Here is a 26,580-nt window from a genome sequence, read left to right on the forward strand (position 1 = left end):
GGCCAGAAAAATGAGTCGTTCTCGCTGTTCTAAACTAAGTGGTACAGAAACAATTCGAGGCATGTGTGAACATCTGTTAACTAAAAAAACTTTTTCGCATGATTAGTTATTTTTGTCAACTTAATAATACTATTGGTAATTACATAGTCGAAGGCACCAAGCCATCAACTAAAGATAAAGTTATTAATGTTGAAACACAATATTATGAAAATCCAGGACATCATGACTTGAAAGATGGAAATATGCCTTATAACTCTACTAAAGCAATAATTCCTGACAATCATGTAAAATTATGGGAAAACAGTGTAAAAATTGATAGTGATCCAAAAAATAGATGGGCAATTGAAAATAAAGATGGGAAGGTCATTTATCATAGGTTTCAAGATGATGGTAATGGCAATTTCCATTGGAATGGTTCGACAAAAGGTATTATGTCCTCAGGAAAGGAACGAAATATCAAGATTTCTGATGTCCCTTCTGACTTGATAAAAATGGTAGATAGCAAATGAATAGAATTGGAAACGATCAAGTTTTTATAGAGTTTGATGGAAATTATCAGAATAGTAATTTCATCCCATTGCGTTTATGTATTGAGGGGGAGTATCTAGGAACTTTAGACTCTCCTACTTATGTGACTAGCTTTATAAATTCACTAAAAAACTTACTAAATGATAATTACTATTATAGCAATGTGATAAATGATGAAAATTGTAAAAAATTTTTCTATCCTAAAGGTTTATTATCTGAGAATTACAGAATCACTTTAGAAGAAACCTTTGATGATTTCAGTAAAAGGGCAGCAAGGAATAATAATACTATTTATTTTACTTGGTTTTTATATGAAGATCATTTTTTTGAATACAAAGATAACATTGTAAATAAGATAATTTTTTCTAAATGCAAAAGTCTAGATTTACTCAATTTAATAGATGATTTTCTTGAAGTAATTAATTAAGGGGCTGTAGTCGATAAGGCTAAATACCCACCAAAATTAGGAGATGACAACAGCACTCAATGGTCTTTCAGCAGCGATTAGTACAGGGATGGTAACGGTTGCGAAGAAAGGTGGTGGTATTGTTATTGATACTGCTAAAAGTACTAAACGTATTTTAGAGCCTGTAAATTATTTTGTGTAAGTTCGATTTTTTAATCGATCATCGAACGTAATCGTAAATCAGTTCATCGCTAAATGATATAAGTAGCGCTGTTGTGCAATATTGGCATTTGAATACTTTTTATGAGGTTCATTCTTCTTGTAATTCTATTACTGAATAAACCCTAAGTGGCCGACTTGGAATAGGAATGAGTGGTAGGTAACGAATAGGAATAGGTGGTAGGTTTATGCAGGAATATGCACCTTATTTTAATCTTTATAATAAAGGTCACTTTTGTACATAAAAATAATGACTTATCTTAATAAATACTGCGCTAGTCTAAATTTTAGACAAAAAAAATCCCACATGGGAATGTGGGAAAACTAAGAAACTACAGCTATGTTTCGTTCATTTATTTTATCGTCATCTGACCGACAAACAGTGGCATAAAATTACTTTTTTAAGTCTATTTTTCACCTTTAACATATCCCATTGGATCCGCATCGAAGTATACGATTTACACCTAGATCATTATTTCCGATCTAACTCTACTAGACCCTGTCTTGCTTCTGTAATGATCAGCTGAATTTCTTCATTTTGCTTTCTCTTTTGTTCAAAATACACATAAATGCCTAGAGAAAATCCCACAGCTAAAATGATCAGCGTCATCATGATAATTGCATTATGATTCATTATATTTAGCCCCTTTAAACTTCCTCACTATTGTGAGATGCAAGGACTATACACAGCAATAACAAAAATGCTCAATTCTAATAAAGAAAATACACTGTTTTTTTAATTTTATCTAAGAAAAACACTTTATTATTTAACAATATAATAAAAAATAAAATGTAAGACATATTCAAAAAATACGTTAAAATTCAATTATATTTTGTTCTATCTGTCATGATTATATTTTTAAGATATTTTAATTAATTTTCTCTCTATCTCAATTATCAGTCTGTTTAAATAAAAATTGATCTAAAAAACATAAGCTTATTTAAGCCATTACAGCCCGTTTGAAAAATGCTAATCTACAAAAATACCAACACAAATATGTGACGTAGTTAGCATTTTTAATCAATTCTTCAATTTTTTCTTGTGATGTGAAATACAATTTTTTGCATCCAGTGACTAAAAAAACACCAACTTCGATACGCTCCACTGATGCTCAATCATTCTGCTGTTATATTGAAGCTCTGACTAATCTAGATTGAAATGACTTTAAATCACCAAAACTCTGACAATGATGGTTTGATGTTCTTCATTTTCCTCAATCAACTGTAAACGCTTTTGTTCTTTACTCACCACTTTAAAGCGCAAGTTTTGATATTCAATAATGCTTGGAATTTGGTCAAAATATTGTGCATCAGCATCAATTTCATCCTCAAATAATGATGTACCAAGTTGATAGTCCAAACTTTTTAAAACGATATATTTCACCGTTGTTTTCATCACAGCATCCTTTTTATTACTTTTTGCTTTACTTTTATTTGTATCACCGTTCATGCCACGATTAAACCTATAATTGTAAATTTTGCTGTATTTATAGGCAGTTAAATCGTGAACATTCTTATTTTAGCATTTCACTTTTTGATGTTTTTTTCGCACAAGTCGACAAAATTCAGTACACTTGAGCAACTTATTCTATTCACTTGCAGATTTATCATGCTCAAACAATGCTGTGCCATACTTGAACAACGCCAACAGACTGTGGCTTTTATTGAAAGTGCCAGCTCAGGTTACTTATGTAGTCAGTTTTCTATTTATAAAAATAGCGGTGCCAATATTTTACTTGGTGGATTAGTCAGTTACGACCCAAGCATTAAACGTGAGATTTTGCATGTGAATAGTGACTTAATTGCCACCTATACCGCTGAATCCGCAGAAGTCACACAAGCCATGGCAGTTCAAGGCAAAAAACTATTTCAACATGCTGATTTTATTGTGGCATGCACAGGGTTACTGAAACCAGGCGGCAGTGCCACACCAGAAAAACCTGTAGGGACATTTTTTATCGCCATTCATTATCAGCAGCAAACTTTTCAGTACAAATATTTTTTAGATGGCAATCCATTACAACGACTAGAACAGCTCACTCTGTTAGTCGCTCAAGACCTGATTGATCTAATGCAAGATACAAACACTTGTACTGCACCCTGAAGTAAACCTATCTTTTTAAGTCTCTATAAAAATTCTCATGACTGCCCAATTTTAAAAGATAGAGTGTCATGATTTCGTCATCACTCACAGAGTAAGCCAGTAGCACAAGCTGTTTGTCCATTTTAAATTTATAAACAAATACTCCTGCTAAATCCCCCACTTTAGCTTCTCCGATATCAGGATTATTCCAAACGGTTATTACGGCATTATCAACATCTTTTTTCTGCTGCTTGGTTAGTTTTTTCACTGTCCGTTCAAATAAGGGAGTTTGTTGTATATTCATTGAACTCAACCAAAGCTATATGGTGTTGTATTCCCTGCTTTGACATGCGCCATACTAAGCAACAAATCTGCTATATCTTGAAAAGTTAAATCGGGATTGTCTTGTGCGATTTTTCCAATTTTAGCCCAGTACTCAATTTGTTTAGTTGCACTTCTACTTTCAGCCATCCCGTAAATCTTTGCTGATTCAACAATATCGCTGTCGATTTTAACTGCTACATGTGACATTGCTTTTTCCTCATATTAATTATGGAATAAATTTTAGCCAATCATGCAACCATTTACAACCTTAAGAAACAAAATACAACAACCTTCTTTTATGATCAAATATTTAAAAATGCGCTATCGTACGCCCGATCTTTTTTAATTCTCTAACGCTTCAATAATTACTCATTGTATTTTTGACTACCCTCATCCAAACCTCAAAAAAAATAAGGTTCCATTGCTTAACAATGAAACCTTATCTTCAGCCTAAACTGCTGCATCACATGATGTTCATGCACGGTACAGCTTTTTAGACAACCAATTAAGCAGCCGAACGCTCTGCAATTGGTACAACTTTACGCAATTCTGGGCCTGTATAATCTGCACTTGGGCGGATAATACGGTTATCTGCACGCTGTTCCATCACGTGTGCTGCCCAACCTGTTACACGGCTCATCACAAAGATTGGTGTAAATAGTTTGGTCGCAATACCCATAAAGTGATACGCAGACGCATGGAAGAAGTCAGCATTACAGAATAATTTCTTCTCACGCCACATCACTTCTTCACAACGCACCGATACAGGATAAAGTACTGTATCACCTACATCTTGCGCTAAACGCTCAGACCAGATTTTGATGATGCCGTTACGTGGATCATTGTCTTTATAAATCGCATGACCAAAGCCCATGATCTTTTCTTTACGTTCCAACTTGCCTAGCATTTCACGTTCAGCTTCTTCTGGCGATGTCCAATTTTCAATCATTTCCATCGCTGCTTCATTCGCGCCACCGTGTAATGGGCCACGTAATGAACCAATCGCGCCTGTAATACATGAATGCATGTCAGACAAAGTTGATGCGCAAACACGTGCTGTAAATGTTGATGCGTTGAACTCATGCTCTGCATACAAAATTAATGACACATTCATGACTTGTTCATGCAATTCATTTGGTTTTTCACCACGTAATAAATGCAGGAATTGTGCGCCAATTGAATCATCATCCGTATTTTCTTCAATACGCACGCCATCGTGGCTATAACGATACCAGTAGCAAATAATAGCTGGCAAAGTCGCCAAGATGCGGTCTGCTACATCTTGTTGCTGTTCAAATGACTGTTCGGTTTCTAAGTTACCTAGCATTGAAACACCTGTACGCATCACATCCATTGGGTGTGAATCTGCAGGAATACGCTCAAGCACTTCTTTGAGTGCTTGAGGCAATGCACGTAAAGATTTCAATTTTGCTTTATAGGCAGCCAATTGCTCTGAAGTCGGCAATTCACCAAAGAAAATCAAGTATGCAACTTCTTCAAACTGACAGTTTTCTGCCAAGTCTTGCACATCATAACCACGGTAAGTTAAGCCTGCGCCACTTTTACCAACAGTTGAGAGTGAGGTTTTACCTGCCACTTGTCCACGCAATCCTGCGCCTGTGAGTACTTTTCCTTCAGCCATTTTTTTAATTCTCCTGTTTGAACAGCTTGTCTAATGTATTTTCAAAAGTATGATAATCAAGGAATTCGTATAATTCTTTACGTTGTTGCATTTTGTCTAAGACATTCACTTGCGTGCCATCTTTACGAATGGATTGCATCACTTCAAGTGCTGCTTTTTGCATAGCACGAGTTGGTGAAAGTGGATACAACACCATGCGAATGCCCTGCTCAGCCAATTCTTCAGTGGTGTAATAAGGGGTATCACCAAACTCGGTAATGTTTGCCAATACAGGTACACCTACGGCATCACATACAGTTTTATACATGGTAATATCAGTCATAGCTTCTGCAAAAATTGCATCTGCACCCGCTTCCACACATGCGCAAGCACGGTCAATAACCGCCTGTAAACCTTCTTTTTGCAAGGCATCAGTACGTGCCATGACTACAAAGTTTGAATCGGTTTTCGCATCAACAGCCGCTTTAATACGATCAACCATTTCTTGCTGGGTTACAATTTCTTTGTTTGGACGATGTCCACAACGCTTTTGTGCAACCTGATCTTCAATATGAACTGCAGCAGCACCCGCAGCAATCATTTGTTTAATACTGCGGGCAATATTGAATGCACCGCCCCAACCTGTGTCAATATCCACCAATAATGGTGTATCAACACGCTCAGTAATACGACGTACATCTTCCAAGACGTTGTCTAAACTGGTCATGCCCAAGTCAGGTAAACCGTAAGAATAGTTGGCAACACCTGCACCAGATAAATAAATGGCTTTATAGCCCACTTGTTTTGCCATCATGGCAGCATAAGCATTTACCGTGCCGATAATTTGTAATGGCTTTTCGACTTCCAAGGCTTGTCTGAATCTTAAGCCCGCAGATGTTTGTTCTGTCATCTTCCTTTCCGCTTTTCTTACTATATTTTTCGAGATTCGAGTATATCGAGAATGCGAGATCACGCCATGGCTTTTTAGAATCTATACTCTAAAACTTTAGTCAAATAATTTTCAAATTTATTGCACAATAAATTTTCGTGATGTTGGTTATTCTTTATTTTTGATAAACACAGCTTTTTAGTACACTAAATAAGCAAAATTTAAACTATTTTCTAAAAATATGGCTTTTTCAGCTCAAATCATGCCATGTGCAAGTACACTTCGACACAGCACGCTGTACATATATTTGTTATAATGACAATCTCCCTTCTATTTAATTGATGATTTTTTACTCAATATGCACGAACTCGCCCATTTCGCTCCTTTAGGTAAAGATATACCACCAACCAAGCGTGGTCATGAGCGATGTGTAGCGTTATTAGTCAGTGCAACTGAGCTATTTTTAGAGCGTGGTTACGATGCCGTATCCTTAGATGATATTGTGCAACACGCAGGCGGTTCTAAAGCGTCGATCTATAAATACTTTGGCAATAAAGAAGGGTTATTCAAAGCTATTTGTGATTATCGCCGTGATAAATTTTTTCAGGATATTCACATTCCCTTTGAACAAATTGATTCAAATTTACGTGGTTATTTGATTCAAACCTTATTGAATTTTTATCATCATATTTTGGAACCAGAAAATGCAGCCTTTATGCGTCTGGTATTAGAGCAAAGTCAGCGCAATCCTGATATTGCCTTACACATACATGAGCGCGGCCCTTTGCATGTGCAACTTTGTATTGCCAAAGTATTGGAACATGCCAGTCAGCAAGGTTTAATTTGCTGTGAACAGCCTATTTATTCTGCACAACTGTATTTCGGTATTTTAAGAAATTTTGAATGGCGTATCATCATGGGTATTCCAAAACAAGAAACAGAACAAGAAACAACCAATTATGTAAGTTATTGTGTAGATCGCTTTCTAGACGCTCATCAAAAAGCTTAGATTTTTTGCAATTTCTGCATCCTATAGTATATTAGCCGATTCCCTTTTTCACTTAACCAACCAACAACTAATTGTTGTTTTTTCTCATTCAGCAATTATTGTGGAGTAACGAATGGCTCTACGTCACTTTCTAACATTACGCGATTTATCGACTTTAGAACTGAATCAAATTTTGCAACGCGCCATTGAGCTCAAGCGTAAACAGCATAACAATGAAGTTTTCCAGCCTTTTCCTGGCAAAGTCATGGGTATGATTTTTGAAAAATCCAGCACCCGAACCCGTGTATCGTTTGAAGCTGGCATGAGTCAGTTTGGTGGTAGCGCGATCTTCTTATCATCACGTGACACACAATTAGGTCGCGGTGAGCCAATTGAAGATTCTGCACGCGTCATTTCAAGTATGCTTGACATTGTGATGATTCGTACCTTTGGTCACGACATTGTAGAACGCTTTGCTTCTTACTCTAAAGTTCCTGTGATCAATGCCTTAACTGACGATCATCACCCATGCCAACTCCTTGCAGACATGCAAACCTATGTTGAACACCGTGGTTCAATTGAAGGTAAAACTGTGGCGTGGATTGGTGATGGCAACAATATGTGTAACTCATATATTGAAGCAGCACACATGTGGGGCTTTAATTTAAAAATTGCGACACCGAAAGGTTATGAGCCAGAACAGCGCTTCCTGTCTGAATTTGCACACTGCGTAGAATTGGTCGATTCTGCTGAGGATGCAGCAGTGAATGCTGATCTGATTGTGACCGATGTTTGGGCAAGCATGGGACAGGAAGAAGAACAAAAAATTCGTGAAAAAGCGTTTGCAGACTATCAAGTGAATGAACACCTGATGGATTTAGCACATCCTGATTGTTTATTTATGCACTGCTTACCTGCGCACCGTGGTGAAGAAATTTCTGAAAATATGCTCGATCACAAAAATGCTGTAGTGTGGGATGAAGCAGAAAATCGCTTACATGCTCAAAAAGCATTGGTTGAGTTTTTATTGAATGAAAATCTTAAAAAAGACTAAGCTTTAAAACCCGTCTTAAATATTCGCAAAACTTTGATGAGTTTTGTTACAAACAGCACCAAAAGGTGCTGTTTTTTTATTTGGCTCGCTATAATCTTGAGTTATGGTCTATTTTTCTAAAATTTCTAAAAGAGCCTAGATAAACAATATGATTGATAAAACACTTGCCACAATTACGCTGTGCACTACTACACTGATCGCGAGTGCTTCACTCTATGCCAAAGCCAGTGAATTAGATCAATATTTAGTCCAACAAAAGATTCTAAGTGCAGATTATAAAATTCAAAATATCGTCGCTTTAAATGAAATTTTAGATGTCATTAGTGATGAAGATTCTCGTACTATGCCTTATCAGGTCGATCAAAATACAGTGATTGAACAAAGTACGGCGACAGACAAACAAATCAATATTCGTGGCATGATTATTTCACCTGACTTCACGCAGTTTGTAGAAAGTACAGGTTATAACAATGTCAAAAATATGATTAAACAAAACTTAATTCATAATTGTGAATCTATTTTTGAGCATCAGTTCCAACGGGTAAATCCCTATGTATTGAACTTAAAACTCAGTGCAGAAAAAACCCAGTTTAATGTGCAATTGGCAAATAGCGAGTGCCAATTTAAAGCAGACTAAACTGTATTTAAAACTAAAACAACCTCAGCTTTAAGATTTAATGCCTAAGGTTTAATGCGTAAACCCAAATATAACCTAACGTATTAAACCTTGCGGTTGTAAAATAATGATCAATGCGCCTAAAACTACTATCATTCCACCGAACATATCCCAACGTGTTAAATTGACTTGATCTACATACTTTAACCAAATCAAGGCTGTACAAATATAAATACCACCATAAGCCGCATAAATTCGCCCCGATGCCGCAGGATGTAGAGTCAATAACCACACAAAAGCCGCTAAGGCTAAAATTGTTGGCAGCCATAACCACTGTGATTTCCCCTGATTTAAAATCAAATAAGGAAAATAACAGCCTAATATTTCCATAACTGCCGTAACAAAAAACAAGAACGTTGTGCTGGCAATTTTAGTGATCTGAAAATCCATAAATCCTGTGTGGTCTCTCTTTTAGCAGTAACGATTCAAGTTCACGCATCTGCGAATTCATAAAAAATAACCCATGTTCAACATGGGTTATTTTCAAAATTCAAATAAGGATTGATTAGGCTGGTTCAGCCGTTTGATCTTCAAAGACTTCAAGTTTCAAACCGACTGCCTTACCGTTCTCTTTCTTCACAGAAACAGCCACATTACCGCCCTGTTCTGCAAGTTCACCAAACAGAATCATTTCTGCCAATGGCTTTTTCAAGTGTTCCTGAATCAGACGTTGCATTGGACGTGCGCCCATTAAGCGATCATATCCATGCTCAGCCATCCATTCACGCGCATCTTGATCAACCTCAAGAATGACTTTTTTATCATCCAACTGCGCTTGTAATTCAGTCAAGAATTTATCCACTACATTTTCAATTACTGTAGTAGGTAAAGCTTTAAATTGAATGACCCCATCCAAACGGTTACGGAACTCAGGTGAGAAGGCTTTTTTCATCGCTTCTTGGTTGTCATTACTGTTGTCTTGATCCATGAAACCAATGCTCACGCGGGAAATACTTTCCGCACCAATATTAGTGGTCAGAACCAAAATCACATTACGGAAGTCTGATTTACGACCATTATTATCGGTCAATGAACCATGATCCATAATTTGCAGCAATAGGTTAAATACATCAGGATGCGCTTTTTCAATTTCATCCAACAACAACACACAATGCGGATTTTTATGAATCGCATCGGTGAGTAAGCCACCCTGATCAAAACCGACATAGCCTGGAGGTGCACCAATTAAACGTGAAACGGCATGGCGCTCCATGTACTCAGACATATCAAAGCGAACCAATTCCACACCCAACAGTTTTGCCAACTGCTTGGTAACTTCGGTTTTACCAACGCCTGTCGGGCCAGCAAATACAAAACTACCCACTGGTTTGTCTGGTGTTTTTAAACCAGCACGTGACAGTTTAATTGCTGATGCTAACGCTTCAATAGCTTCATCTTGACCAAAGACCACACGTTTTAAATCACGCTCAAGATGTTCAAGTACAGTCTTGTCATCTTTCGATACGGTTTTAGGTGGAATACGTGCAATTTTAGAGACGATATCTTCAATGTTTTCTACTGTGATTAAAGTATCATCTTGCTCAGCTCTTAAACGGCGCTGCGCACCTGCTTCATCAATCACATCAATGGCTTTGTCTGGCAAGAAACGGTCATTGATAAATTTGGCCGATAACTCTACCGCAGACACCAATGCTTTATCATCATATTTAACATGGTGAAATTCTTCAAATTTCGATTTTAAACCACGTAAAATATCAATCGTTTCTGAAATTGAAGGCTCATTCACATCAATTTTTTGGAAACGGCGTGAAAGTGCATGGTCTTTTTCAAATACCTGACGATATTCTTGGAATGTCGTCGAGCCAATGCAACGCAAAGTACCATTTGCCAACGCAGGTTTAATTAAATTTGATGCATCCATAGTGCTGCCCATGCTTGAGCCTGCACCAATAATCATGTGGATTTCGTCAATAAATAAAATGGCATCAGGTTTCTTTTTCAAGGCATTTAACAGTTGTTTTAAACGCTTTTCAAAGTCACCACGGTATTTTGTACCCGCTACCAACGCACCGATATCCAAACTATATACTTCGGCATTTTCGAGTGGTTTTGGCGCTTTACCATTCACAATCAGCCACGCCAGACCTTCGGCAATAGAGGTTTTACCCACGCCTGGATCACCCACCAACAATGGGTTGTTCTTACGACGACGGCATAGAATTTGTGCAGCACGCTCAATTTCTTTTTCACGCCCAATTAACGGATCGGTTTTACCCTTTTGCGCTTCAGTATTCAAATTTAGCGTGTAAAGCTCTAACGGGCCAGCATTGGCAGAGCTTGAACTTTCGCTATCTAATTCTTCAACCTCTTCTTCCGCTTGCGTTTCGTCTTTACGTGTACCGTGCGATAAGTATTGCGTTAAGGTCAAACGGTTAATTTGATGACGCTTGAGTAGATACACGGCAAATGAATCACGTTCAGAGTACATTGCCACTAAAATATCTGCGCCTTCAACCGTACGGTCACCACCGCTAGATTGCACATGGAAAATACCACGCTGCAAAATGCGGTCAAAACTTTCGGTCGGGTGCGGTGCCTGATCGTTATTTTCAGCAAGTTTAGGGGTATGTTGTTCTACATATTCTTCGAGTTCTTTACGCAGCACAATAACATCTGCACCACACGCCTTGAGTGCATTGACTGCCGAATCATTGTCTAATAAAGCCAATAATAAATGTTCAACCGTTAGAAACTCGTGTCTCTTTTGACGAGCCATGCTAACAGCCAAACGTAGTGATACTTCTAATTGACGACTGAGCATGTAACCCCCTTAATCTTTAGGCTCAATCTGACAAAGTAATGGATGACCTTGTGATCGAGCGTAATTATTGACTTGGTTCGCTTTCGTTTCCGCAATATCCCGCGGATAGACCCCTGCGACACCTTTTCCTTCATAGTGTACAGTTAGCATTACTTGAGTCGCTTGGTCAAGATTCATTGCAAAGTATTGTTGTAAAATTTCAATTACAAAGTCCATTGGGGTGTAATCATCGTTCATTAAAACGACAACATATAAAGGTGGGCGTTTTAATTGTGGCGGCGCAGTTTGTACCGCAATATCACCATCATCTTCATGTCCTGCATCATCCACACTTAAACGCGGGGTTAAATGCCAATCGACATAGCCAGATTGATGAAAAGTGGTTTTAATTTCATTTAAACAGATGGATCTTTTTTGGGTTCGCATAAGTTTTACATATCACACATTATTGAGCGCTAGCTTCTGCTTGTGGAATTTCAGAAATAAAGGCAGAATCTGCCTCCACGGCTTTGCCTTTGCTCCAACTGAAGCGTTTAATCACAGGAGTTGCGCCATTTAAACGGACTTCAATAAAGTCTGGATTAAAGCCTTTAGGCATGCTCCAGCGCCCTGTTAAACGCTCATAATTATCAAAATTAAAATTGCTGTCTTCCATCGGAACAACCAGCACTTCTGTGCCTTGAATTAAACGCAGTTCTACCGTACCACTTGCACGTCGCTTGTTTGGACTCACTTGTACCAAATCGACCTGATATTCATAAGCATTGTCTGGTAATGGTTTCACCCCAAGATTTTGCACGGTCAGGCTTAAACCACCACGTTGACGCAAAACTTCACGATAAATCGCACTCATGCCTTCAGTACGTTGCTTATCTTCAGTTGCTTGAGTGAAAGCTTGATACAAATCATTGGAGTTACTGACCGCAACATCGCGTTCTTGAACCGCAGCATTTAAGCTCTTATTCAGACTTTCCAAACGCGTTTTTTGTTCTTGCACCACTTCAACCAGTTGTTCTGCATCGGCATCGTAACCAACCACAGTTAAGCCCTGACGATGCCCGACTGAATAGCCCAAAAAGCCACTACCTAAAATTAAAATGGCAGCACCAATTGCCAAAGGCGCATTGCTTTCAAGAAATGGCTTTTTTTCTGGCGGTGTAGATGAGGGTGTCATGCTTGAATTCGTCTGTGACGTGGTTTCTGTATCGGTGTTATGCATCGTCATCTCTTGTTTTGATTCATTCAAAACACACATTTAAATCGAAATCTAAATGTGTGTGAAGTTGAAAAACGTGTTCTTATGGTAATAAACCAATCACCTCAAGTCCTGCATGTTCTGCAAAACCAAACATGAGGTTCATATTTTGTACTGCTTGCCCTGCTGCACCTTTCACCAAGTTATCTTGTGCCACCAAAAGTACTAATTTTTTCGGTTGTGGCTTATACAATGCGATACGCAACTGGTTAGCGCCACGTACTGAGCGTGTTTCTGGTGAACTGTTGGCTGGCATGACATCTACAAACTGTTCATTGGCATAAAACTGCTCATACAGGCTTTGTAAATCTGCTGCATCACCTGCATCAGTTAAATCTACATAAATGGTGCTGAGCATACCGCGAATCATAGGTACTAAATGCGGTACAAACACAATGTGATTAAACACATCTTTTTGACCCGAAATATTTTCCAATGCTTCTACAATTTCTGGATGATGACGATGCCCCGCAACGCCATAAGCCTTAAAGTTGTCGGCATTTTCAGAGTAAATCATGCCCAAACTGGCTTTACGCCCTGCACCAGATACACCCGATTTTGCATCAATAATAATACTTTCAGGTTTCACTAAAGCTTCAGCTTGTTTAAATAATGGCGCTAAACCAAGTTGCACTGTGGTTGGATAACACCCTGGGTTACCAATCACCTGTGCGTGTTTAATTTGTTCCCGGTTGAGTTCAGACAAGCCATAAACTGAATCTTTTAAAATGTCTGGGCAAGCATGTTGCATGCCATACCATTTTTCAAACTGTGCTAAATCTTGCAAACGGAAATCTGCTGCTAAATCGACTACTTTGGTATTGGCTGCAACAAGTTCCGCAGCATGTTGCATGGCAACGCCATGCGGTGTAGCAAAGAACACCACATCACACTGTTTTAATTCTTCGATGTTTAAATCTGAGTAGCATAGGTTTGTGTGCCCACGCAGGCTTGGGAACATATCATCTACACGGCGACCCGCTTCTGTACGTGAAGTCAGTACATTTACTTTTACATTTGGGTGTCGTAGCAAAAGACGCAATAATTCAACGCCTGTATAACCTGTACCACCGACAATACCAACTGAAATCACGTGCATTACCTCAATTCAAAAGCATGTTTAAGCTAACGCTATAGTATGACAGGAAGTTTTGGTTTTCTAAACTGTTTTACTAGGGTTTTGGGGCTTTTCTTTATTCTGTTGATTTTATAAAAGATGATTTGGATTGTAGTCAATACGTGCAACACCTTTGCATTGTAGTCTTATCATGTGGGTGTTGGCTTTTTTATTGATACCACCACCAAGGCAAAGGCGTTGTTTTTAACTGTTTGCGATGCTGCAAATAGTGCACATCATGCCGCAGCACTTCAGCCCAAAACGCAGGACTATGATCAAAATGTCGGGTATGTGCCAACTCATGCACAGCCACATATCGCACAATTTGTTCAGGAAACAACACCAAAGCGCTATTGAGCATAATATGCTGTTGTGCACTGCAACTGCCCCAACGGGTTTTCGGTTGACGAATTGCACACTGTTTAAATGGCAAAGCAATTTCACGGCTGACTGTTTGCAAATACATCGGCAACATTTGTTTGGCATAAGCAATAACAAAGGCTTTTAAATATGCTGCAGGTTGACGGTCACTGACCCAAAGACAATGCTGTTTTAAATCTAAAATAAAACTGTGTTTTTGTGTTTGATAATGAATATTTAAAGGCTCAGGCAAATTAAAAAGTGATAACTGATTTGGCAATTCACGCTGCACAAGTCCTTGCTGTGCTTGCTGTTTATGCCAAGTTTCAATCATCCACTGTTCAGATTGTTGCAAAAAATCCTGAATTTGTCGCTGAGTGCAATATTTCGGCACAGTTAAGCGAATTTGATTCGGCTCGACACGTAACCGTAAACGTGTTGCTTTTGCATGTGGTGTAATTTGAATTTCAGGTAAGTCGGATAATGTCATTGTTGTTCTTTTATTAAATCCTCCCCGACCCTCCTTTAATAAAGGAGGGAGAAAAGCCCCCTATTAAAAACAAGGGGCTTGGGGGACGAATTAAACCGCAGTACGTTCTTCAATGCCGTTATTGGTCGCTACAATTGCAATATCAGCTTTATTGATGGCAAAAATACCATTGGTCACAACACCCGGAATATCATTCAAGGTTTTTTCTAATTCCAACGCATTTAAAATATTTAAATTATAAATATCTAAAATCACGTTACCGTTATCAGTCACCACACCTTCACGGTAAGCAGGATCGCCACCTAAAGCCACAATTTTGCGTGCTACCGCAGAACGAGCCATTGGAATCACCTCAATTGGCAATGGAAACTCACGTCCTAATTGCTCTACCCATTTTGAATCATCGACAATACAGATAAACTTACGTGCAATAGAAGCCACAATTTTTTCACGGGTCAACGCTGCGCCGCCGCCTTTAATCATGTGCATGTGACGGTCAATTTCATCTGCACCATCAACATAAGCATCTAAACTGCCCACAGAGTTCATATCGACCACTTCAATACCAAGTTTCTTTAAGCGCTCCGCAGTCGCTTCAGAACTTGCCACAGCTGCTTCTAATTGTAATTCAGGCAATAAATCAATCAGGAAATTCACTGTACTGCCTGTACCTACCCCCAAAATCCCGCCTTTAGGCAAATGTTTTAATGCTGCTTTGGCAGCCGCTTGCTTCTTTTCATCTTGGGTAGCATACAGACTCATGACTTCACTCAACTATTTTTGACATTTGTTGCCGATTTTACAGCGCAAATGTGCAGGGGTTTGTTACAATAACCCCCTATTTTAAACTGTTAGATGGAAGATTAACATGCTGTCTCGTTTGGTTCGACAAATTTTACAAGCAACGGTCTACGATGTTGCAATCGAAACCCCACTCGACGCAGCGCCACGAATTAGTGAAAAACTGAACAATAACATTCGCTTTAAACGTGAAGACTTACAACCTGTATTCTCTTTTAAATTGCGTGGTGCGTATAACCGTATTAGCCAATTACCCAAAGACCAACTTGAACGTGGTGTAATTACTGCCTCTGCAGGCAACCATGCGCAAGGTGTAGCATTGTCTGGGCAAAAACTGGGCATTCGCGCCATTATCGTTATGCCTAAAACCACGCCAGATATTAAAGTACAAGCGGTAAAACGCTTGGGTGGCGAAGTGGTATTACATGGTGACTCATTTGATGTTGCCAACAAATATGCAATTCAACGTGCCCAAGATGAAGGCATGACTTTTATTCCACCGTATGACGATGAATTGGTCATGGCAGGTCAAGGTACGATTGCCAATGAAATTTTGCGTCAATGGCGCGATGTCGAATATGTTTTCGTTGCTGTTGGTGGTGGCGGTTTAATTGCAGGTGTTGCAGCCTACTTGGGCGATGTCGCACCGCATGTCAAAGTCATTCCTGTAGAATATGATGAATCGGCTTGCTTAAAAGCGGCTTTTGAAGCCAATGAACGGGTTATTTTGCCGCAAGTGGGTTTATTTGCCGATGGTACTGCTGTCGCACAAATTGGTGAGAAACCGTTTGAAGTTTTACAACTACAAAAATCAGATCAATCAGGCCCAATTGTTGAGCGCGATGTAGTTTTGGTGAATACCGATGAAATCTGTGCGGCAATTAAAGACACCTTTGATGAAAACCGCAGCATTGTAGAACCTTCAGGTGCAATGGCTTTGGCAGGCATCAAAAAATATGTCGAGCAACACCAATTGCAAAATAAAAATATTGTGTCAATTGTCTGTGGCGCAAACATGAACTTTGACCGTTTACGCTATATTGCGGAACGTACTGAACTCGGTGAACATAAAGAAGCAATTTTTGCCGTGACCATTCCAGAAGAAAAAGGTGCGTTCCTTAACTTCTGCCGTGCGCTGCAAGGTCGTAATATCACCGAGTTTAACTACCGCGCCAGCGATGCCACTGCTGCACAAGTCTTTGTCGGCATCAGCTTAAAATCTGGTGAAAAAGAACGCCACGACATTTATGAGTTACTCAAAACCCAGTACGATGTTGATGATTTGTCGGATGATGAAGTAGCAAAACTACACATTCGTTATTTGGTCGGTGGTCATGCCGATATTGAAAATGAACGTCTATTCCGTGTGGAATTTCCAGAGCGTCCGGGTGCATTACTGACTTTCTTGGAGCGCTTAGGCCCAACCCATAACATCACCCTGTTCCATTACCGTAACCACGGTGCAGCGGAAGGTCGTGTATTGGTCGGTTTAGAAGCTTCGGATGCCAAACAGAACCCAGATGGTTTAATTGAAACTTTGGAAAAGATCACTTATCCATACCAAGAGATTACTAATAACTTGGGTTATCAGCGTTTCTTAAAATAACCGATCACACATCTCAATAAGTGCAAAAAACCGCTGATTTCAGCGGTTTTTTAGTCATATTGCTACAGTATAGAGCCCTAAAATATTTTAGAATATTGGAAGAATAATATAATTTTTCAGGATGATGCTATGACACAATTTGCTGTCATTGGTTTAGGTAGCTTTGGTGCAACTGTGGCGACACAATTGGTCAAACTCAACCATGATGTCATTGGGATTGATAGCAATAAAAAGTTTGTAGAAAACATTGCCGATCAAATTACCCATGCGGTGATTGCCGATGCAACCGATGAACACGTTTTGGAAGAACTGAATATTCAAAATTGTGATGCAGTGGTGGTCGCCATTGGTGAAGATATTGAAGCCAGTATTTTGTGTGTCTTAAATTTAAAGAATTTGGGTATTTCTAAAATTTACGTTAAAGCCAAAAGTAAAGCGCACACCATGATTTTGACCCACTTGGGCGTAAGTAAAATTATTCACCCTGAAGAAGATATGGGCGTTCGCATCGCGCAATCGCTGAGTTATCCGATGGTGAGTCGTTATATGAGCCTAAACGACAACCACTATATTGTAAAAGTAAAAATTAAAGACAACTTGCATGGCACGCGCATTCATAGTCTGATGTCACATGCACCCGAAGTTAAACTTTTACTGTTTAAACGTGCCGAAACGATTTTCTATACGCTTGAATCCAATTTAATGCTACAAACAGATGATATTTTGGTGGTTGAAGGACAACTTGAACCATTAAAACGCTTATCTAAACAATTTAAGTCAGAATGAAAAAAACAGCGAAACAACCAATCAAAACTGTCAATTTAAGCCCACCCAGTCTTTTGGCACTGGGCTTTTTAAGCTTTATTAGCATTGGCACAATCTTGCTGAAACTGCCCATTTCCCATCATGGCGAGATGAGTTGGATTAATGCCTTATTTACTGCTACATCTGCAGTGACGATCACTGGATTGTCTGTAGTGAATATTGGCGATGCTTATACCGTATTTGGGCAAATGGTCATTATGTTGTTGTTACAATGTGGTGGCTTAGGTTTTATGACTTTTGCGATTTTAGCGGTTTTAAGTTTGTCATCCAAAATTGGTTTAAAACAACAAATCATGGCGCAAGACACCATTGGGCAAACCAACCTGTCTAAAGTGTCGATGACCATTAAAGGCGTGCTGCTCTACTCATTGTTTTTTGAAGGGATTGGCACGGTTATTTTAACCTTGGCATGGATGCAGGATTATCCATTTAGCGATGCATTTTTCTATGCGGCTTTCTATAGTGTTTCAGCCTTTAACAATGGTGGATTTTCATTATTTCCCAATAGCTTAATGAGTTTTGCAGATCAATACCTGATTACCTTAACTATTAGTATGCTGTATATCATTGGCGGTATTGGTTTTGTGGTACTCATGGATATTAAACGTGCCAAACGCTGGAAAAAACTCTCACCCAATAGCAAGCTGATTTTATCGACCATTGCTGGTTTAAACTTTGTGGCCTTTCTGCTGATTTGGGCGATTGAAGCCAATAATCCACATACCCTTGCAGCCATGAGTATTGGCGATCAAGCCCTCAATGCATGGTTTCACGCTACCGTTCCTCGCTCATCAGGCTTTAATAGTCTAGATGTCGCAAGTATGCAAAATAGCTCGACCTTGCTCACCATGCTTCTGATGTTTATTGGTGGTGGTTCGCTCAGTACCGCAGGCGGTATTAAAGTTGGCACATTTATTATTGTCATTTTAAGTGTGATCAGTTTTTTAAGACGTTCAGATGAGGTGCGTGTGTTTAATCATGCTGTACCTGAACGTACCACCTTTAAAGCTTTGGCGGTGATCAGCATCACAGGTATGTTAATTTGCCTCGGTTTGTTTAGCTTACTTGCCCTTGAACCGAAACTGAATTTTTTAGACCTGTTGTTTGAGGCTGTATCTGCAGCGTGCACGGTGGGTTTATCCCGTGGTGTTACAGGTGAATTACAACCTGCCAGCTTAATTATTTTAATGTTGTTGATGTTTGCAGGTCGTTTAGGGCCGCTGACTTTGGCTTATTTAATCGCCACACCACAAAAAAGCCGACTTAAACATCCAACCGCAGATATTCAAGTTGGATAAAAGCTGGATACGATCCGACTTCAAAAACAAACGCCAATCTTCAAAATTGGCGTTTTAAATTCAGTTAAAACCGTTTTTAAATCAATGCTAGGTCATTAAAACCAATTCATTAATGAAACACCTAAACCCACATAGGTGGCGCGGTGGTTATAATCAATCAGGCTTTCACCATAACCATCAAACAATTGGAAATGACCGCGTAATTTTCCACTGATTGGGAAAACCCAGTCAAACTGTGCTGCACCGTGCGCGTCATCACCGCCTTTTAAGCTATGACGAAGCATCAAAGAAAAGTCATGCTCTTTCCAGCGATAAAATGCCAACATATCGCCACGCCCGATATAATTTTTAATTTCAGGGTTATTGTCATCGCTGCGGTCTTCTTCAATGCGATACCACGGACGTAACATCAAGGCAAAATTGTCTTTTTCAAAACCTAAATTAAAAATCACCCGATTCCAACTGCGTGATAATGGATCAGAACGACCATTGGATTGATGGTTCAACGTCACACCCAATAAACGACCATGCAGCCCCATAAGTGTATAGTTGGTGCGGAACATCAAACTGGCTTCAGGCTCATAATTGGTTTCACGAAATGGACGTGACTCATCACCATTATAAACCTGCCAACGTGATGACTGGGTATAACCTAGCCACACATCACCGTTATCACCCAACAGATTTTCTACCGCTTTGGTTTTTAAAGACAGCTGAAATTTGGTTTCCATTGAGGTCAGGTTTTGCTCCTTACCCACGGGAACGGTATTTTGCTCATTCAAGCTTTGTGGACGTTCATTTTTATCGGACGTCCAAAAAGTAGGCATCAAATACACAGGTTGATAAGCACGTAAATTCCATGTGCCTAATTTGCTATCGGGTGAAAGCTCCCAGCGCTTATCCAGTAAAGATACATTCGGATCAAGCTTTGGTACATCAAATGAAAATAAATTACTCACACCCACTGCAATTTTTTCTTTCACAGTTTCAGGTGCAAGTGCCTGAGCGGCTTGACGTTCGCTAATCAGCGCTGTTTTTTCTGCTTCAGGAATTTTAAACAGAGCATCGTAACACACCAAACGATCAGCATTTGACTCTAAAGCCACACAGGCTTCAGGTGTTGCAGGTGCAACTAAGCTAGCTGGGTCTTGTGCATAGGTTTTCGCCACAAACACAGTGCTGAGTGCGGCAACACTCAGCGACAGTCCTGTGCGTTCAAACAGTTTGAACGCGCTCATAAATCCCCCTAAGTTTTCGTTGTTATTTCACGTATCAGTTCACTTGTTTAATTTCAAAACCAAGTTCGAGCAATGCTTCACGTTTTGACACAGGTGCGACTACGGCTTTAGATGCTTGCTGCTGACGCAAATATTGCTCCGCAACACGTTTTAAATCGTCTAAAGTCACCGCCAATAAACGCTCACGTAATACTGTGCGGAATGAGGGTGTACGCGCGTGCAATAATGCATAACATGCAGTAATCGCTTCACCTGCAGGCGAACCCGGTTTATCCATGCTGGCAATCAAACCTAAAATCGCTTCTTCTAGTTGATGCGGCAACTGCTCTGCATTAAATAACCAATCAATACTCGCTTCAAAGTCTGCAAAAGTTTCTGCCAAGCGTGGGTCACGATAACTATAGAAACGGAATGAACATGCATTGCCATCGTAGCTTGCACCGCCACCGTAAGCGCCGCCTTTTTCACGGATTGCGCTGTGTAAGAAACCATTGCGCAAATATGCAGCCAATACCATCAAAGGTGCAGCATCAGGATGCGACACTTCCACCGCAGGATACGCTGCTGCACAGAATTGCACATTGGCTTGAATCAACCATGCTTGATCTTGCGCTGAATCATCTACAGGAACTTGAGTTAAAGCAGCAGGATTTTCTGCAACAGTAAGTTTATCCCAAACTTCTTGAACTTCATCGACCAAACGGTCAGATTGATGTTCTTCACATACCAACAAAAATTGTTTAGGTGCTTGCAGTAATTTATGGTGAATCAATTGCAATTCAGCAATCAGTTTCTCGTACTCCGCTGTATCTTTTTCAATTTTAGCAACCAAGTCTGCCAACCAATTTAATGCGCCCAAACCTGTGTTGTTGTAATCACGCTGCGCCAAAGCACTGTGATGACGTCCTGCAATTTGCATGGCATAACTATGCCCCGAACCCGACAAACGCGACTGCCAACGGGTTTTACGTTGTTGTAATAGCTCGATAATACGGTCTTTTTCATCAAAACGTAATTGCTCAAATGCCAGTTTCAGCAAGCGGATGGCTTCAAGATTATTCACCAAAGACTTAGTGGTTAATGTGAGCCATGCACTGATCTGATTTTTGTCATCGACTTTAGAACGTAAAGATGCACCCATGCCCAAACCACCGCTAACTGCGGTTTGTAGCTGTTGCAATTCTAAATAGCCGTATTCACCTGCACCCACTTCGCCCATTAAAATGGACAGCAAATTAAAGTATGGCGATTGTACAATTTCATCTGGAATTTGAATCAACACTTGCTGATAGTAAATTCCATTGGTTCCTGCATGATATAAATTTAAAGGATAATCAATGCGGTTACTGATAATTTCACGCAACTCACCCTGCACAATATGCAAGGCTGCAGGCACATCTTCCAAACCAACTTTTGGCAATAAGTTCAAATCATCGGGCGTATCTTGACGGACTTTTAAAGCTTCCGTTTGCGCGACGATTTCTGCTTTTTGCTCATCTGTGAGTTGTGCGCCTATCTCAGCCAGACGTGCTTTTTCAAGTGCAGCATCTTTGGCCGATTTTTCTGCATCTGGAACCAAAGTCATTTGAACACGGTGCGGGTTATCAATTAAATGCGTCTGAATTAGCCGTGATAACCACATTGGATCTTTAAGTTCTTCTTTGACTTGCTCAATCGCAGTATCTACATCCCACACCTGAATTGGGTCATTGTGGTGAATTGCACTGCTTAAACCATTTAAAATCAAGCTCAATCCGTATGGCATACCATCGCCATTAATTTCACGCTGATGCAATTCAATTTGATGCAAAATTGCATCGACCAATGCCGTATCCACAGGCTGTGCAGCCACGTCTTGTAAAACTTTTAAAACGCCCGCCTGAAATTCTGCTGCATGTTCAGGGTTAGAACCTTGCACACCACAGAAGAAGGTCATTTCAAAGTTGGAATCATCCACGCCCGTCAATGGCCCTGTAGATTGTGCATGCGCCCAAGTTTCTAAATAATGACGCAGTGGTGATGCAGAATTTTCAAGTAAAACACCTTCAACCAAACGCATACCTAAGCGTAATTTAATATCGCTTGCTTCAGGCAATAACCACGCCAAAACATGATAAGTTTTATCTTTGAGTTCTTCTGCATCGACTGCATAACTTTCAGTCACTGCCACTGGCGCAGCTAAACGACGCTCAGGCTTCGAATACAACGTTTCGCCCTGTTCAAATTTCGCCAAAGCCAACTGTTCAAACTGTTCTTGTAAATCGTATGCAGGCGTATTGCCAAAAGTCATAAATACCGCATTACTTGGGTGATAATGTGACTTATAAAAATCTACCAATTCTTGATAGGTTAAATCTGGAATATCTTTCGGGTCGCCACCTGAATTGTAGTGGTAAGTTGTTTCAGGGAATAAATGATAAGCCAATTGGTGATAAAGCTGATCGGATGGCGAACTCATCGCACCTTTCATTTCATTAAATACCACGCCTTTATAAACAGGCTCGCCATTTTCCAGCTCAATACGAATACCTTCCTGAGCAAAATCGAGAGGATTTAAATTGGCTGCAAAAGCCGCATCCATATACACCGCAAGCAGGTTTTGGAAATCTTTTTTGTTTTGTGTTGCAAATGGATAAGCTGTCCAATCTGCCGCGGTAAATGCGTTCATAAAAGTATTCAATGAACGACGAATCATTAAAAAGAACGGGTCACGGACAGGGAATTTTTCAGAACCACACAACGCAGTATGTTCTAAAATATGTGCCTCACCTTTGGAGTCCATCGGCTGAGTGCGAAATGCGACTAAAAATACATTTTCATCATGTTCTGTCGCTAAGTGATAATGCACCGCACCTGTAACTTTATGTTTATATTCAGACACTAAAATGTCTAAGGCTTCAACATGGTGTTGACGTACCAACTGAAACGCAGGATGTACAGTCTGGGAAATGGTTTCAGTGACATCTACAGTCATGTGATCTCCTAAAAATAAGCAAATAAAAAACTAAAGCCATTATAGCTTTAGTTCTTTAGATAATTCACGTTGAAAACCCGACTAAATTGATTGAAATTTGCAAAGTATCAACAAAATGCTGCGCTGCACTGGCTGTAGCATGAGCAAAACTAGATCAGGTATTTAAAATAACTATAGTTTGGATGATTTTCGACATACACATAATTCTGTTTTTGATAAAAATGCGCTGCCGATTTGGTATCAGTGTTTAAACACAACGCCGAAAAATTAGCACGTGCTTTTTTCTCTAAATGTTGCAAGAGCTGTTTACCTACGCCATGTTTACGATAATTTGGCAAAACATAAAAACGACGTACACGTCCAATACGACTTTCAATATCTTGCTCATTCCATTGCTGGTTTAAGCCACCACATGCAACCAATTGATCACCATCGTAAACAAACAATAAAAACTCACCAGGCTGATTAAAGCGGTTTTTACCACTTTCCCATTCTTCAATTAAACGATGGACAAAATCAAAGCCTTCTTGAGCAGCATGTTTGGCCAAAGTCTGAATTTGCGTTGGTAACTCTTGTGCTTCTTTAATTTCGATGTTCATCTAACCTTCCTGATAACTCTGCTAAACCCCTATTTTTCATCAATAACATTCATTCAGCTGAATTTTATTCATGAAACTACAGCAATCCTGAGCATTGGTGTAAACTTAGCGTTTTTAATTTTGACTGTGATTTAAAGACATGGCAACTGTTGACCTTTTTGCAATTGGTAATGCATTAATTGACCAAGAATTTCAAGTCTCGGATGACTTTCTCATTCAACATAGCTTGCAAAAAGGTACTATGCAATTAACCGATGGTGAAACACAAGCAAATTTATACAACAACTTAATTAAAACACAAAGACATAAAGGCCAAGCTTCGGGTGGTTCTGCCGCAAATACCACCGTTGCATTTAGTGCTTTAGGTGGTCAAGCCTTCTATGCCTGCCGTGTTGGTAACGATGAATTGGGTGATATTTACCTCAAAGGCTTAAATGAAGCAGGTATTCACACCACAACCAAATCGGTCAGTGAAGGCGTTACAGGGACTTGTATGGTACTTGTGAGTGATGACTCTGAACGTACCATGCACACTTACTTGGGCATTACCGCAGAACTTTCTGCTACACAAATTGATTTTGAGCCACTTAAAACAGCAAAATGGCTTTATATCGAAGGTTATTTATCTACTAGTGATACTGCACGTGCTGCGGTAAAACAAGCGCGTGAAATTGCCAAAGCCAATCAGGTTAAAATTGCACTGACTTTATCTGATCCTGCCATGGTGCAATATGCGCGTGAAGGTTTGGATGAGTTACTAGATGATGGTGTGGATTTGATCTTCTGTAACCAGCAAGAAGCCATGATGTACACAGGAACGGAAACGGCTGAAGCGGCATTAGAACAACTAAAACAAAAAAGCAAATACATTGTCATTACATTGAGCGCACAAGGTGCCCTAATTTATGATGGCAACAACGCTTTTTCTGTACCAGGTCGTCAAGTCACTGCTGTTGATGCCAACGGTGCGGGTGATGCCTTTGCAGGTTCATTCCTGTATGCACTCAATGCAGGCTTAGGTTTCCAAACTGCAGCTCAACTTGCCATTCTGATTTCAAGTGAAGTGGTTTCTCAATTCGGCCCTCGTCTTGCGGTAGAAGATTACGCTAAACTTTTGCATAGCATTCAAAAGGAATCTGCATAATGAATAAAATTTGTATGATGGAAGACATTCCTGAACGTGAAGCACGTGCCTACGAAACGCCAAATGGTGACACAATTTTTATCACCCAACGTGATGGCATGTATTACGCTTACCAAAACGTCTGCCCACACCTACAAGTGGAATTAGAATTTTTAGAAAACCAGTTCTTAGACCGCGACCAAGAATATATCGAATGCTCAACGCATGGTGCATTGTTTATGGTTGAAACAGGTGAATGTATTTCTGGCCCTTGTTTAGGTCAATCACTTGAAAAAGTCGAGATCAGCGTTCATTCAGATGGTGGGATTTACTTGATCAACGACTAACTTTTTTGCAACTTTCAGAAAGAAGCGAAAAGTTCCAAATCTTAGCTCTATACAAAACTAGATCATTTATCTATGCTCTCTAAGCAGAGCTAGATCAATGATCTGTGTCTAAATAGCATCACCTATAAATATTTCAACACGTGAGTTTAGCGCATGCATGAGTTTTTATCTGATTTGAACTTAATGCCCTTTCACCTCAGCCTAGTTGTTTTATTGCTACTCAGCACTGTCGAAACGATTGGTTATTACTTTAATTTTCGTCCAAGTCAGTTGCTCAAACGTGCATTTTCACAACGAATTACAGAATCGCCACTTTTAGATGTTAAATTTTCTAAAGTACTGATTTTTGTTTTTTTACTGATGAATTTCAGTGTTGCAGGATATTTTTTACAGTTTTTGATTTACTCACAACAACAACATTTCGTTCCTGCTTATTACATTATTATTCCAGCGTTTATTATTGCCATCTTTTTTACAGTCTTCATGATTCACTGTTTAGACCAAGTGATTAAGCCCAAATATAGCGTGCGCCAAGTCGATTTACTCGGACGTTTAGCCACAATTTCCAGTGGTAATGCCCGTCCTGGTTTTTCTGCACAAGCACGTGTACGTGATGAGTTTGGGCAACTGCATTATGTGCAGGTTGAACCTGAATTTGGTGAACTTGAATTTCAAGCTCAAATTATTATTGTGCGCAAAAAAAGATCTCACTATCTTGCCAAAAAAATTTCGGCATCAAATAACCTATTTAGCAATCAATAAGTTATTTTTTAAGATTTAAAACCAATCTTGCTGACCTAAGAAAGTTAAAATTTTTCACTCAAACTCAACACAATCTGTTTGTTTATAAACGATACATTTCATGTGATCTGAACAATATTTACACAAAATCATTATGAAAAAATGCTGTTTACCCTAGACTAAGCCAAAGACAAAGCACCACTACATTGTAGGGAAATAAAAAAATATGCGGAATC

The 26,580-nt window shown here is 39.5% G+C and carries 29 protein-coding genes and 1 pseudogene; 13 read left to right on the forward strand and 17 right to left on the reverse strand.

The features are described 5' to 3' along the window. A pseudogene (locus FTT71_RS13395) lies at positions 1-63 on the reverse strand (helix-turn-helix domain-containing protein); the annotation flags it as partial. A gap of 35 nt (positions 64-98) precedes the next feature. Between FTT71_RS13395 and FTT71_RS07670 the strand changes: the two are divergent. The 3 genes from FTT71_RS07670 to FTT71_RS07680 are packed head-to-tail and all read left to right on the forward strand — an operon-like array spanning position 99 to position 1,136. After that, positions 99-509 (forward strand): hypothetical protein, encoded by a 411-nt coding sequence (locus tag FTT71_RS07670; protein WP_180160841.1) that lies wholly within the window; start codon positions 99-101, stop codon positions 507-509. After that, positions 506-955: a hypothetical protein gene (locus FTT71_RS07675; protein ID WP_180160842.1), complete on the forward strand. Its 450-nt coding sequence runs from the start codon at positions 506-508 to the stop codon at positions 953-955. Before FTT71_RS07670 ends, FTT71_RS07675 begins: the two co-directional genes overlap by 4 nt. A gap of 43 nt (positions 956-998) precedes the next feature. After that, on the forward strand, positions 999-1,136 hold the full coding sequence (locus FTT71_RS07680) for a hypothetical protein (RefSeq protein WP_158660382.1): 138 nt from the start codon (positions 999-1,001) through the stop codon (positions 1,134-1,136). A gap of 489 nt (positions 1,137-1,625) precedes the next feature. On the opposite strand, the gene FTT71_RS07685 is transcribed toward FTT71_RS07680, so the two are convergent. Then, entirely contained in the window at positions 1,626-1,787 is a 162-nt protein-coding gene (locus FTT71_RS07685) for a hypothetical protein (RefSeq protein WP_004973471.1), read from the reverse strand. 531 nt (positions 1,788-2,318) lie between these two features. Next, positions 2,319-2,549: a hypothetical protein gene (locus FTT71_RS07690; protein WP_026438431.1), complete on the reverse strand. Its 231-nt coding sequence runs from the start codon at positions 2,547-2,549 to the stop codon at positions 2,319-2,321. Positions 2,550-2,762: 213 nt separating this feature from the next. Here FTT71_RS07690 and FTT71_RS07695 point away from each other — a divergent pair, with 213 nt between their 5' ends. After that, entirely contained in the window at positions 2,763-3,257 is a 495-nt protein-coding gene (locus FTT71_RS07695; protein ID WP_096901591.1) for a CinA family protein, read from the forward strand. A gap of 7 nt (positions 3,258-3,264) precedes the next feature. Here the strand turns inward: FTT71_RS07695 and FTT71_RS07700 are convergent, their stop codons facing one another. From FTT71_RS07700 to prpB, 4 genes are all read right to left on the reverse strand, one after another. Further along, positions 3,265-3,540: a type II toxin-antitoxin system RelE/ParE family toxin gene (locus FTT71_RS07700; protein WP_004973465.1), complete on the reverse strand. Its 276-nt coding sequence runs from the start codon at positions 3,538-3,540 to the stop codon at positions 3,265-3,267. 5 nt (positions 3,541-3,545) lie between these two features. Continuing rightward, on the reverse strand, positions 3,546-3,767 hold the full coding sequence (locus tag FTT71_RS07705) for a hypothetical protein (protein ID WP_004973462.1): 222 nt from the start codon (positions 3,765-3,767) through the stop codon (positions 3,546-3,548). Positions 3,768-4,065: 298 nt separating this feature from the next. Further along, positions 4,066-5,202: a 2-methylcitrate synthase gene (gene prpC, locus FTT71_RS07710; protein WP_004973461.1), complete on the reverse strand. Its 1,137-nt coding sequence runs from the start codon at positions 5,200-5,202 to the stop codon at positions 4,066-4,068. A gap of 4 nt (positions 5,203-5,206) precedes the next feature. Beyond that, positions 5,207-6,091 (reverse strand): methylisocitrate lyase, encoded by an 885-nt coding sequence (prpB, locus tag FTT71_RS07715; RefSeq protein WP_004973459.1) that lies wholly within the window; start codon positions 6,089-6,091, stop codon positions 5,207-5,209. 337 nt (positions 6,092-6,428) lie between these two features. Between prpB and FTT71_RS07720 the strand changes: the two genes are divergently transcribed. From FTT71_RS07720 to FTT71_RS07730, 3 genes are all read left to right on the forward strand, one after another. Next, positions 6,429-7,079: a TetR/AcrR family transcriptional regulator gene (locus FTT71_RS07720; protein ID WP_096901590.1), complete on the forward strand. Its 651-nt coding sequence runs from the start codon at positions 6,429-6,431 to the stop codon at positions 7,077-7,079. Between the two features lie 112 nt (positions 7,080-7,191). After that, positions 7,192-8,112 carry an ornithine carbamoyltransferase gene (gene argF / locus FTT71_RS07725; protein WP_180160843.1) on the forward strand — a complete coding sequence of 307 codons (921 nt, stop codon included), beginning with the start codon at positions 7,192-7,194 and terminating at the stop codon, positions 8,110-8,112. 148 nt (positions 8,113-8,260) lie between these two features. After that, positions 8,261-8,749, forward strand: a complete 489-nt coding sequence (locus FTT71_RS07730) for a hypothetical protein (RefSeq protein ID WP_004973445.1) — start codon at positions 8,261-8,263, stop codon at positions 8,747-8,749. 75 nt (positions 8,750-8,824) lie between these two features. Here the strand turns inward: FTT71_RS07730 and FTT71_RS07735 are convergent, their stop codons facing one another. From FTT71_RS07735 to rpiA, 7 genes are all read right to left on the reverse strand, one after another. Further along, the gene (locus FTT71_RS07735; protein ID WP_004973443.1) at positions 8,825-9,178 is read right to left on the reverse strand and encodes a YnfA family protein; all 354 of its coding nucleotides are present in this window, start codon (positions 9,176-9,178) and stop codon (positions 8,825-8,827) included. 115 nt (positions 9,179-9,293) lie between these two features. Continuing rightward, positions 9,294-11,570, reverse strand: coding sequence for an ATP-dependent Clp protease ATP-binding subunit ClpA (gene clpA, locus FTT71_RS07740; RefSeq protein WP_004973441.1), 2,277 nt, complete (start codon positions 11,568-11,570; stop codon positions 9,294-9,296). A 9-nt stretch (positions 11,571-11,579) separates the two neighbouring features. Then, positions 11,580-11,996 (reverse strand): ATP-dependent Clp protease adapter ClpS, encoded by a 417-nt coding sequence (gene clpS, locus FTT71_RS07745; protein WP_004973438.1) that lies wholly within the window; start codon positions 11,994-11,996, stop codon positions 11,580-11,582. Between the two features lie 19 nt (positions 11,997-12,015). Continuing rightward, positions 12,016-12,789: a DUF6776 family protein gene (locus FTT71_RS07750; protein WP_180160844.1), complete on the reverse strand. Its 774-nt coding sequence runs from the start codon at positions 12,787-12,789 to the stop codon at positions 12,016-12,018. 79 nt (positions 12,790-12,868) lie between these two features. After that, positions 12,869-13,924: an N-acetyl-gamma-glutamyl-phosphate reductase gene (gene argC / locus FTT71_RS07755; RefSeq protein ID WP_171458206.1), complete on the reverse strand. Its 1,056-nt coding sequence runs from the start codon at positions 13,922-13,924 to the stop codon at positions 12,869-12,871. 187 nt (positions 13,925-14,111) lie between these two features. Next, a complete protein-coding gene (locus FTT71_RS07760) occupies positions 14,112-14,792 on the reverse strand; it encodes a M48 family metallopeptidase (RefSeq protein ID WP_180079393.1) in 681 nt (226 codons plus the stop codon). 90 nt (positions 14,793-14,882) lie between these two features. Beyond that, a complete protein-coding gene (gene rpiA, locus FTT71_RS07765; RefSeq protein ID WP_004973429.1) occupies positions 14,883-15,554 on the reverse strand; it encodes a ribose-5-phosphate isomerase RpiA in 672 nt (223 codons plus the stop codon). Positions 15,555-15,660: 106 nt separating this feature from the next. Between rpiA and ilvA the strand changes: the two genes are divergently transcribed. The 3 genes from ilvA to FTT71_RS07780 all read left to right on the forward strand — a co-directional run bounded on the left by ilvA (position 15,661) and on the right by FTT71_RS07780 (position 19,322). Then, a complete protein-coding gene (ilvA, locus tag FTT71_RS07770; protein WP_019837302.1) occupies positions 15,661-17,199 on the forward strand; it encodes a threonine ammonia-lyase, biosynthetic in 1,539 nt (512 codons plus the stop codon). A 129-nt stretch (positions 17,200-17,328) separates the two neighbouring features. After that, positions 17,329-17,985: a TrkA family potassium uptake protein gene (locus tag FTT71_RS07775; RefSeq protein WP_096901585.1), complete on the forward strand. Its 657-nt coding sequence runs from the start codon at positions 17,329-17,331 to the stop codon at positions 17,983-17,985. Then, complete coding sequence (locus FTT71_RS07780; RefSeq protein ID WP_180160845.1) at positions 17,982-19,322, forward strand: TrkH family potassium uptake protein; 1,341 nt, start codon at positions 17,982-17,984, stop codon at positions 19,320-19,322. The genes FTT71_RS07775 and FTT71_RS07780 overlap by 4 nt, the downstream gene beginning before the upstream one ends. A gap of 95 nt (positions 19,323-19,417) precedes the next feature. Here the strand turns inward: FTT71_RS07780 and FTT71_RS07785 are convergent, their stop codons facing one another. The 3 genes from FTT71_RS07785 to FTT71_RS07795 form a co-directional block, all read right to left on the reverse strand. Beyond that, entirely contained in the window at positions 19,418-20,560 is a 1,143-nt protein-coding gene (locus FTT71_RS07785; RefSeq protein WP_179988619.1) for a phospholipase A, read from the reverse strand. A 34-nt stretch (positions 20,561-20,594) separates the two neighbouring features. Further along, positions 20,595-23,534, reverse strand: a complete 2,940-nt coding sequence (locus tag FTT71_RS07790) for an insulinase family protein (protein WP_180160846.1) — start codon at positions 23,532-23,534, stop codon at positions 20,595-20,597. Between the two features lie 149 nt (positions 23,535-23,683). Then, positions 23,684-24,133, reverse strand: coding sequence for a GNAT family N-acetyltransferase (locus tag FTT71_RS07795; protein WP_004973417.1), 450 nt, complete (start codon positions 24,131-24,133; stop codon positions 23,684-23,686). 139 nt (positions 24,134-24,272) lie between these two features. Here FTT71_RS07795 and FTT71_RS07800 point away from each other — a divergent pair, with 139 nt between their 5' ends. The 3 genes from FTT71_RS07800 to FTT71_RS07810 all read left to right on the forward strand — a co-directional run bounded on the left by FTT71_RS07800 (position 24,273) and on the right by FTT71_RS07810 (position 26,365). Next, positions 24,273-25,277 (forward strand): adenosine kinase, encoded by a 1,005-nt coding sequence (locus FTT71_RS07800; protein WP_004973415.1) that lies wholly within the window; start codon positions 24,273-24,275, stop codon positions 25,275-25,277. Between the two features lie 14 nt (positions 25,278-25,291). After that, the gene (locus tag FTT71_RS07805) at positions 25,292-25,603 is read left to right on the forward strand and encodes a Rieske 2Fe-2S domain-containing protein (RefSeq protein ID WP_179988655.1); all 312 of its coding nucleotides are present in this window, start codon (positions 25,292-25,294) and stop codon (positions 25,601-25,603) included. A 153-nt stretch (positions 25,604-25,756) separates the two neighbouring features. Continuing rightward, positions 25,757-26,365: an OB-fold-containig protein gene (locus FTT71_RS07810; RefSeq protein WP_096900848.1), complete on the forward strand. Its 609-nt coding sequence runs from the start codon at positions 25,757-25,759 to the stop codon at positions 26,363-26,365. Positions 26,366-26,580: the final 215 nt, after the last annotated feature.

The organism is Acinetobacter sp. YH01004, from assembly GCF_013420455.1.
Classification (GTDB): Bacteria; Pseudomonadota; Gammaproteobacteria; order Pseudomonadales; family Moraxellaceae; genus Acinetobacter; species Acinetobacter towneri.

What these genes read in the sequence shown, in the direction of transcription:
- FTT71_RS07670 (WP_180160841.1), top strand. Translation starts at nt 99, where the DNA reads ATGATTAGTTATTTTTGTCAACTTAATAATACTATTGGTAATTACATA.
- FTT71_RS07675 (WP_180160842.1), top strand. Translation starts at nt 506, where the DNA reads ATGAATAGAATTGGAAACGATCAAGTTTTTATAGAGTTTGATGGAAAT.
- FTT71_RS07680 (WP_158660382.1), top strand. Translation starts at nt 999, where the DNA reads ATGACAACAGCACTCAATGGTCTTTCAGCAGCGATTAGTACAGGGATG.
- FTT71_RS07685 (WP_004973471.1), bottom strand. Translation starts at nt 1,787, where the DNA reads ATGAATCATAATGCAATTATCATGATGACGCTGATCATTTTAGCTGTG.
- FTT71_RS07690 (WP_026438431.1), bottom strand. Translation starts at nt 2,549, where the DNA reads ATGAAAACAACGGTGAAATATATCGTTTTAAAAAGTTTGGACTATCAA.
- FTT71_RS07695 (WP_096901591.1), top strand. Translation starts at nt 2,763, where the DNA reads ATGCTCAAACAATGCTGTGCCATACTTGAACAACGCCAACAGACTGTG.
- FTT71_RS07700 (WP_004973465.1), bottom strand. Translation starts at nt 3,540, where the DNA reads ATGAATATACAACAAACTCCCTTATTTGAACGGACAGTGAAAAAACTA.
- FTT71_RS07705 (WP_004973462.1), bottom strand. Translation starts at nt 3,767, where the DNA reads ATGTCACATGTAGCAGTTAAAATCGACAGCGATATTGTTGAATCAGCA.
- prpC (WP_004973461.1), bottom strand. Translation starts at nt 5,202, where the DNA reads ATGGCTGAAGGAAAAGTACTCACAGGCGCAGGATTGCGTGGACAAGTG.
- prpB (WP_004973459.1), bottom strand. Translation starts at nt 6,091, where the DNA reads ATGACAGAACAAACATCTGCGGGCTTAAGATTCAGACAAGCCTTGGAA.
- FTT71_RS07720 (WP_096901590.1), top strand. Translation starts at nt 6,429, where the DNA reads ATGCACGAACTCGCCCATTTCGCTCCTTTAGGTAAAGATATACCACCA.
- argF (WP_180160843.1), top strand. Translation starts at nt 7,192, where the DNA reads ATGGCTCTACGTCACTTTCTAACATTACGCGATTTATCGACTTTAGAA.
- FTT71_RS07730 (WP_004973445.1), top strand. Translation starts at nt 8,261, where the DNA reads ATGATTGATAAAACACTTGCCACAATTACGCTGTGCACTACTACACTG.
- FTT71_RS07735 (WP_004973443.1), bottom strand. Translation starts at nt 9,178, where the DNA reads ATGGATTTTCAGATCACTAAAATTGCCAGCACAACGTTCTTGTTTTTT.
- clpA (WP_004973441.1), bottom strand. Translation starts at nt 11,570, where the DNA reads ATGCTCAGTCGTCAATTAGAAGTATCACTACGTTTGGCTGTTAGCATG.
- clpS (WP_004973438.1), bottom strand. Translation starts at nt 11,996, where the DNA reads ATGCGAACCCAAAAAAGATCCATCTGTTTAAATGAAATTAAAACCACT.
- FTT71_RS07750 (WP_180160844.1), bottom strand. Translation starts at nt 12,789, where the DNA reads ATGCATAACACCGATACAGAAACCACGTCACAGACGAATTCAAGCATG.
- argC (WP_171458206.1), bottom strand. Translation starts at nt 13,924, where the DNA reads ATGCACGTGATTTCAGTTGGTATTGTCGGTGGTACAGGTTATACAGGC.
- FTT71_RS07760 (WP_180079393.1), bottom strand. Translation starts at nt 14,792, where the DNA reads ATGACATTATCCGACTTACCTGAAATTCAAATTACACCACATGCAAAA.
- rpiA (WP_004973429.1), bottom strand. Translation starts at nt 15,554, where the DNA reads ATGAGTCTGTATGCTACCCAAGATGAAAAGAAGCAAGCGGCTGCCAAA.
- ilvA (WP_019837302.1), top strand. Translation starts at nt 15,661, where the DNA reads ATGCTGTCTCGTTTGGTTCGACAAATTTTACAAGCAACGGTCTACGAT.
- FTT71_RS07775 (WP_096901585.1), top strand. Translation starts at nt 17,329, where the DNA reads ATGACACAATTTGCTGTCATTGGTTTAGGTAGCTTTGGTGCAACTGTG.
- FTT71_RS07780 (WP_180160845.1), top strand. Translation starts at nt 17,982, where the DNA reads ATGAAAAAAACAGCGAAACAACCAATCAAAACTGTCAATTTAAGCCCA.
- FTT71_RS07785 (WP_179988619.1), bottom strand. Translation starts at nt 20,560, where the DNA reads ATGAGCGCGTTCAAACTGTTTGAACGCACAGGACTGTCGCTGAGTGTT.
- FTT71_RS07790 (WP_180160846.1), bottom strand. Translation starts at nt 23,534, where the DNA reads ATGACTGTAGATGTCACTGAAACCATTTCCCAGACTGTACATCCTGCG.
- FTT71_RS07795 (WP_004973417.1), bottom strand. Translation starts at nt 24,133, where the DNA reads ATGAACATCGAAATTAAAGAAGCACAAGAGTTACCAACGCAAATTCAG.
- FTT71_RS07800 (WP_004973415.1), top strand. Translation starts at nt 24,273, where the DNA reads ATGGCAACTGTTGACCTTTTTGCAATTGGTAATGCATTAATTGACCAA.
- FTT71_RS07805 (WP_179988655.1), top strand. Translation starts at nt 25,292, where the DNA reads ATGATGGAAGACATTCCTGAACGTGAAGCACGTGCCTACGAAACGCCA.
- FTT71_RS07810 (WP_096900848.1), top strand. Translation starts at nt 25,757, where the DNA reads ATGCATGAGTTTTTATCTGATTTGAACTTAATGCCCTTTCACCTCAGC.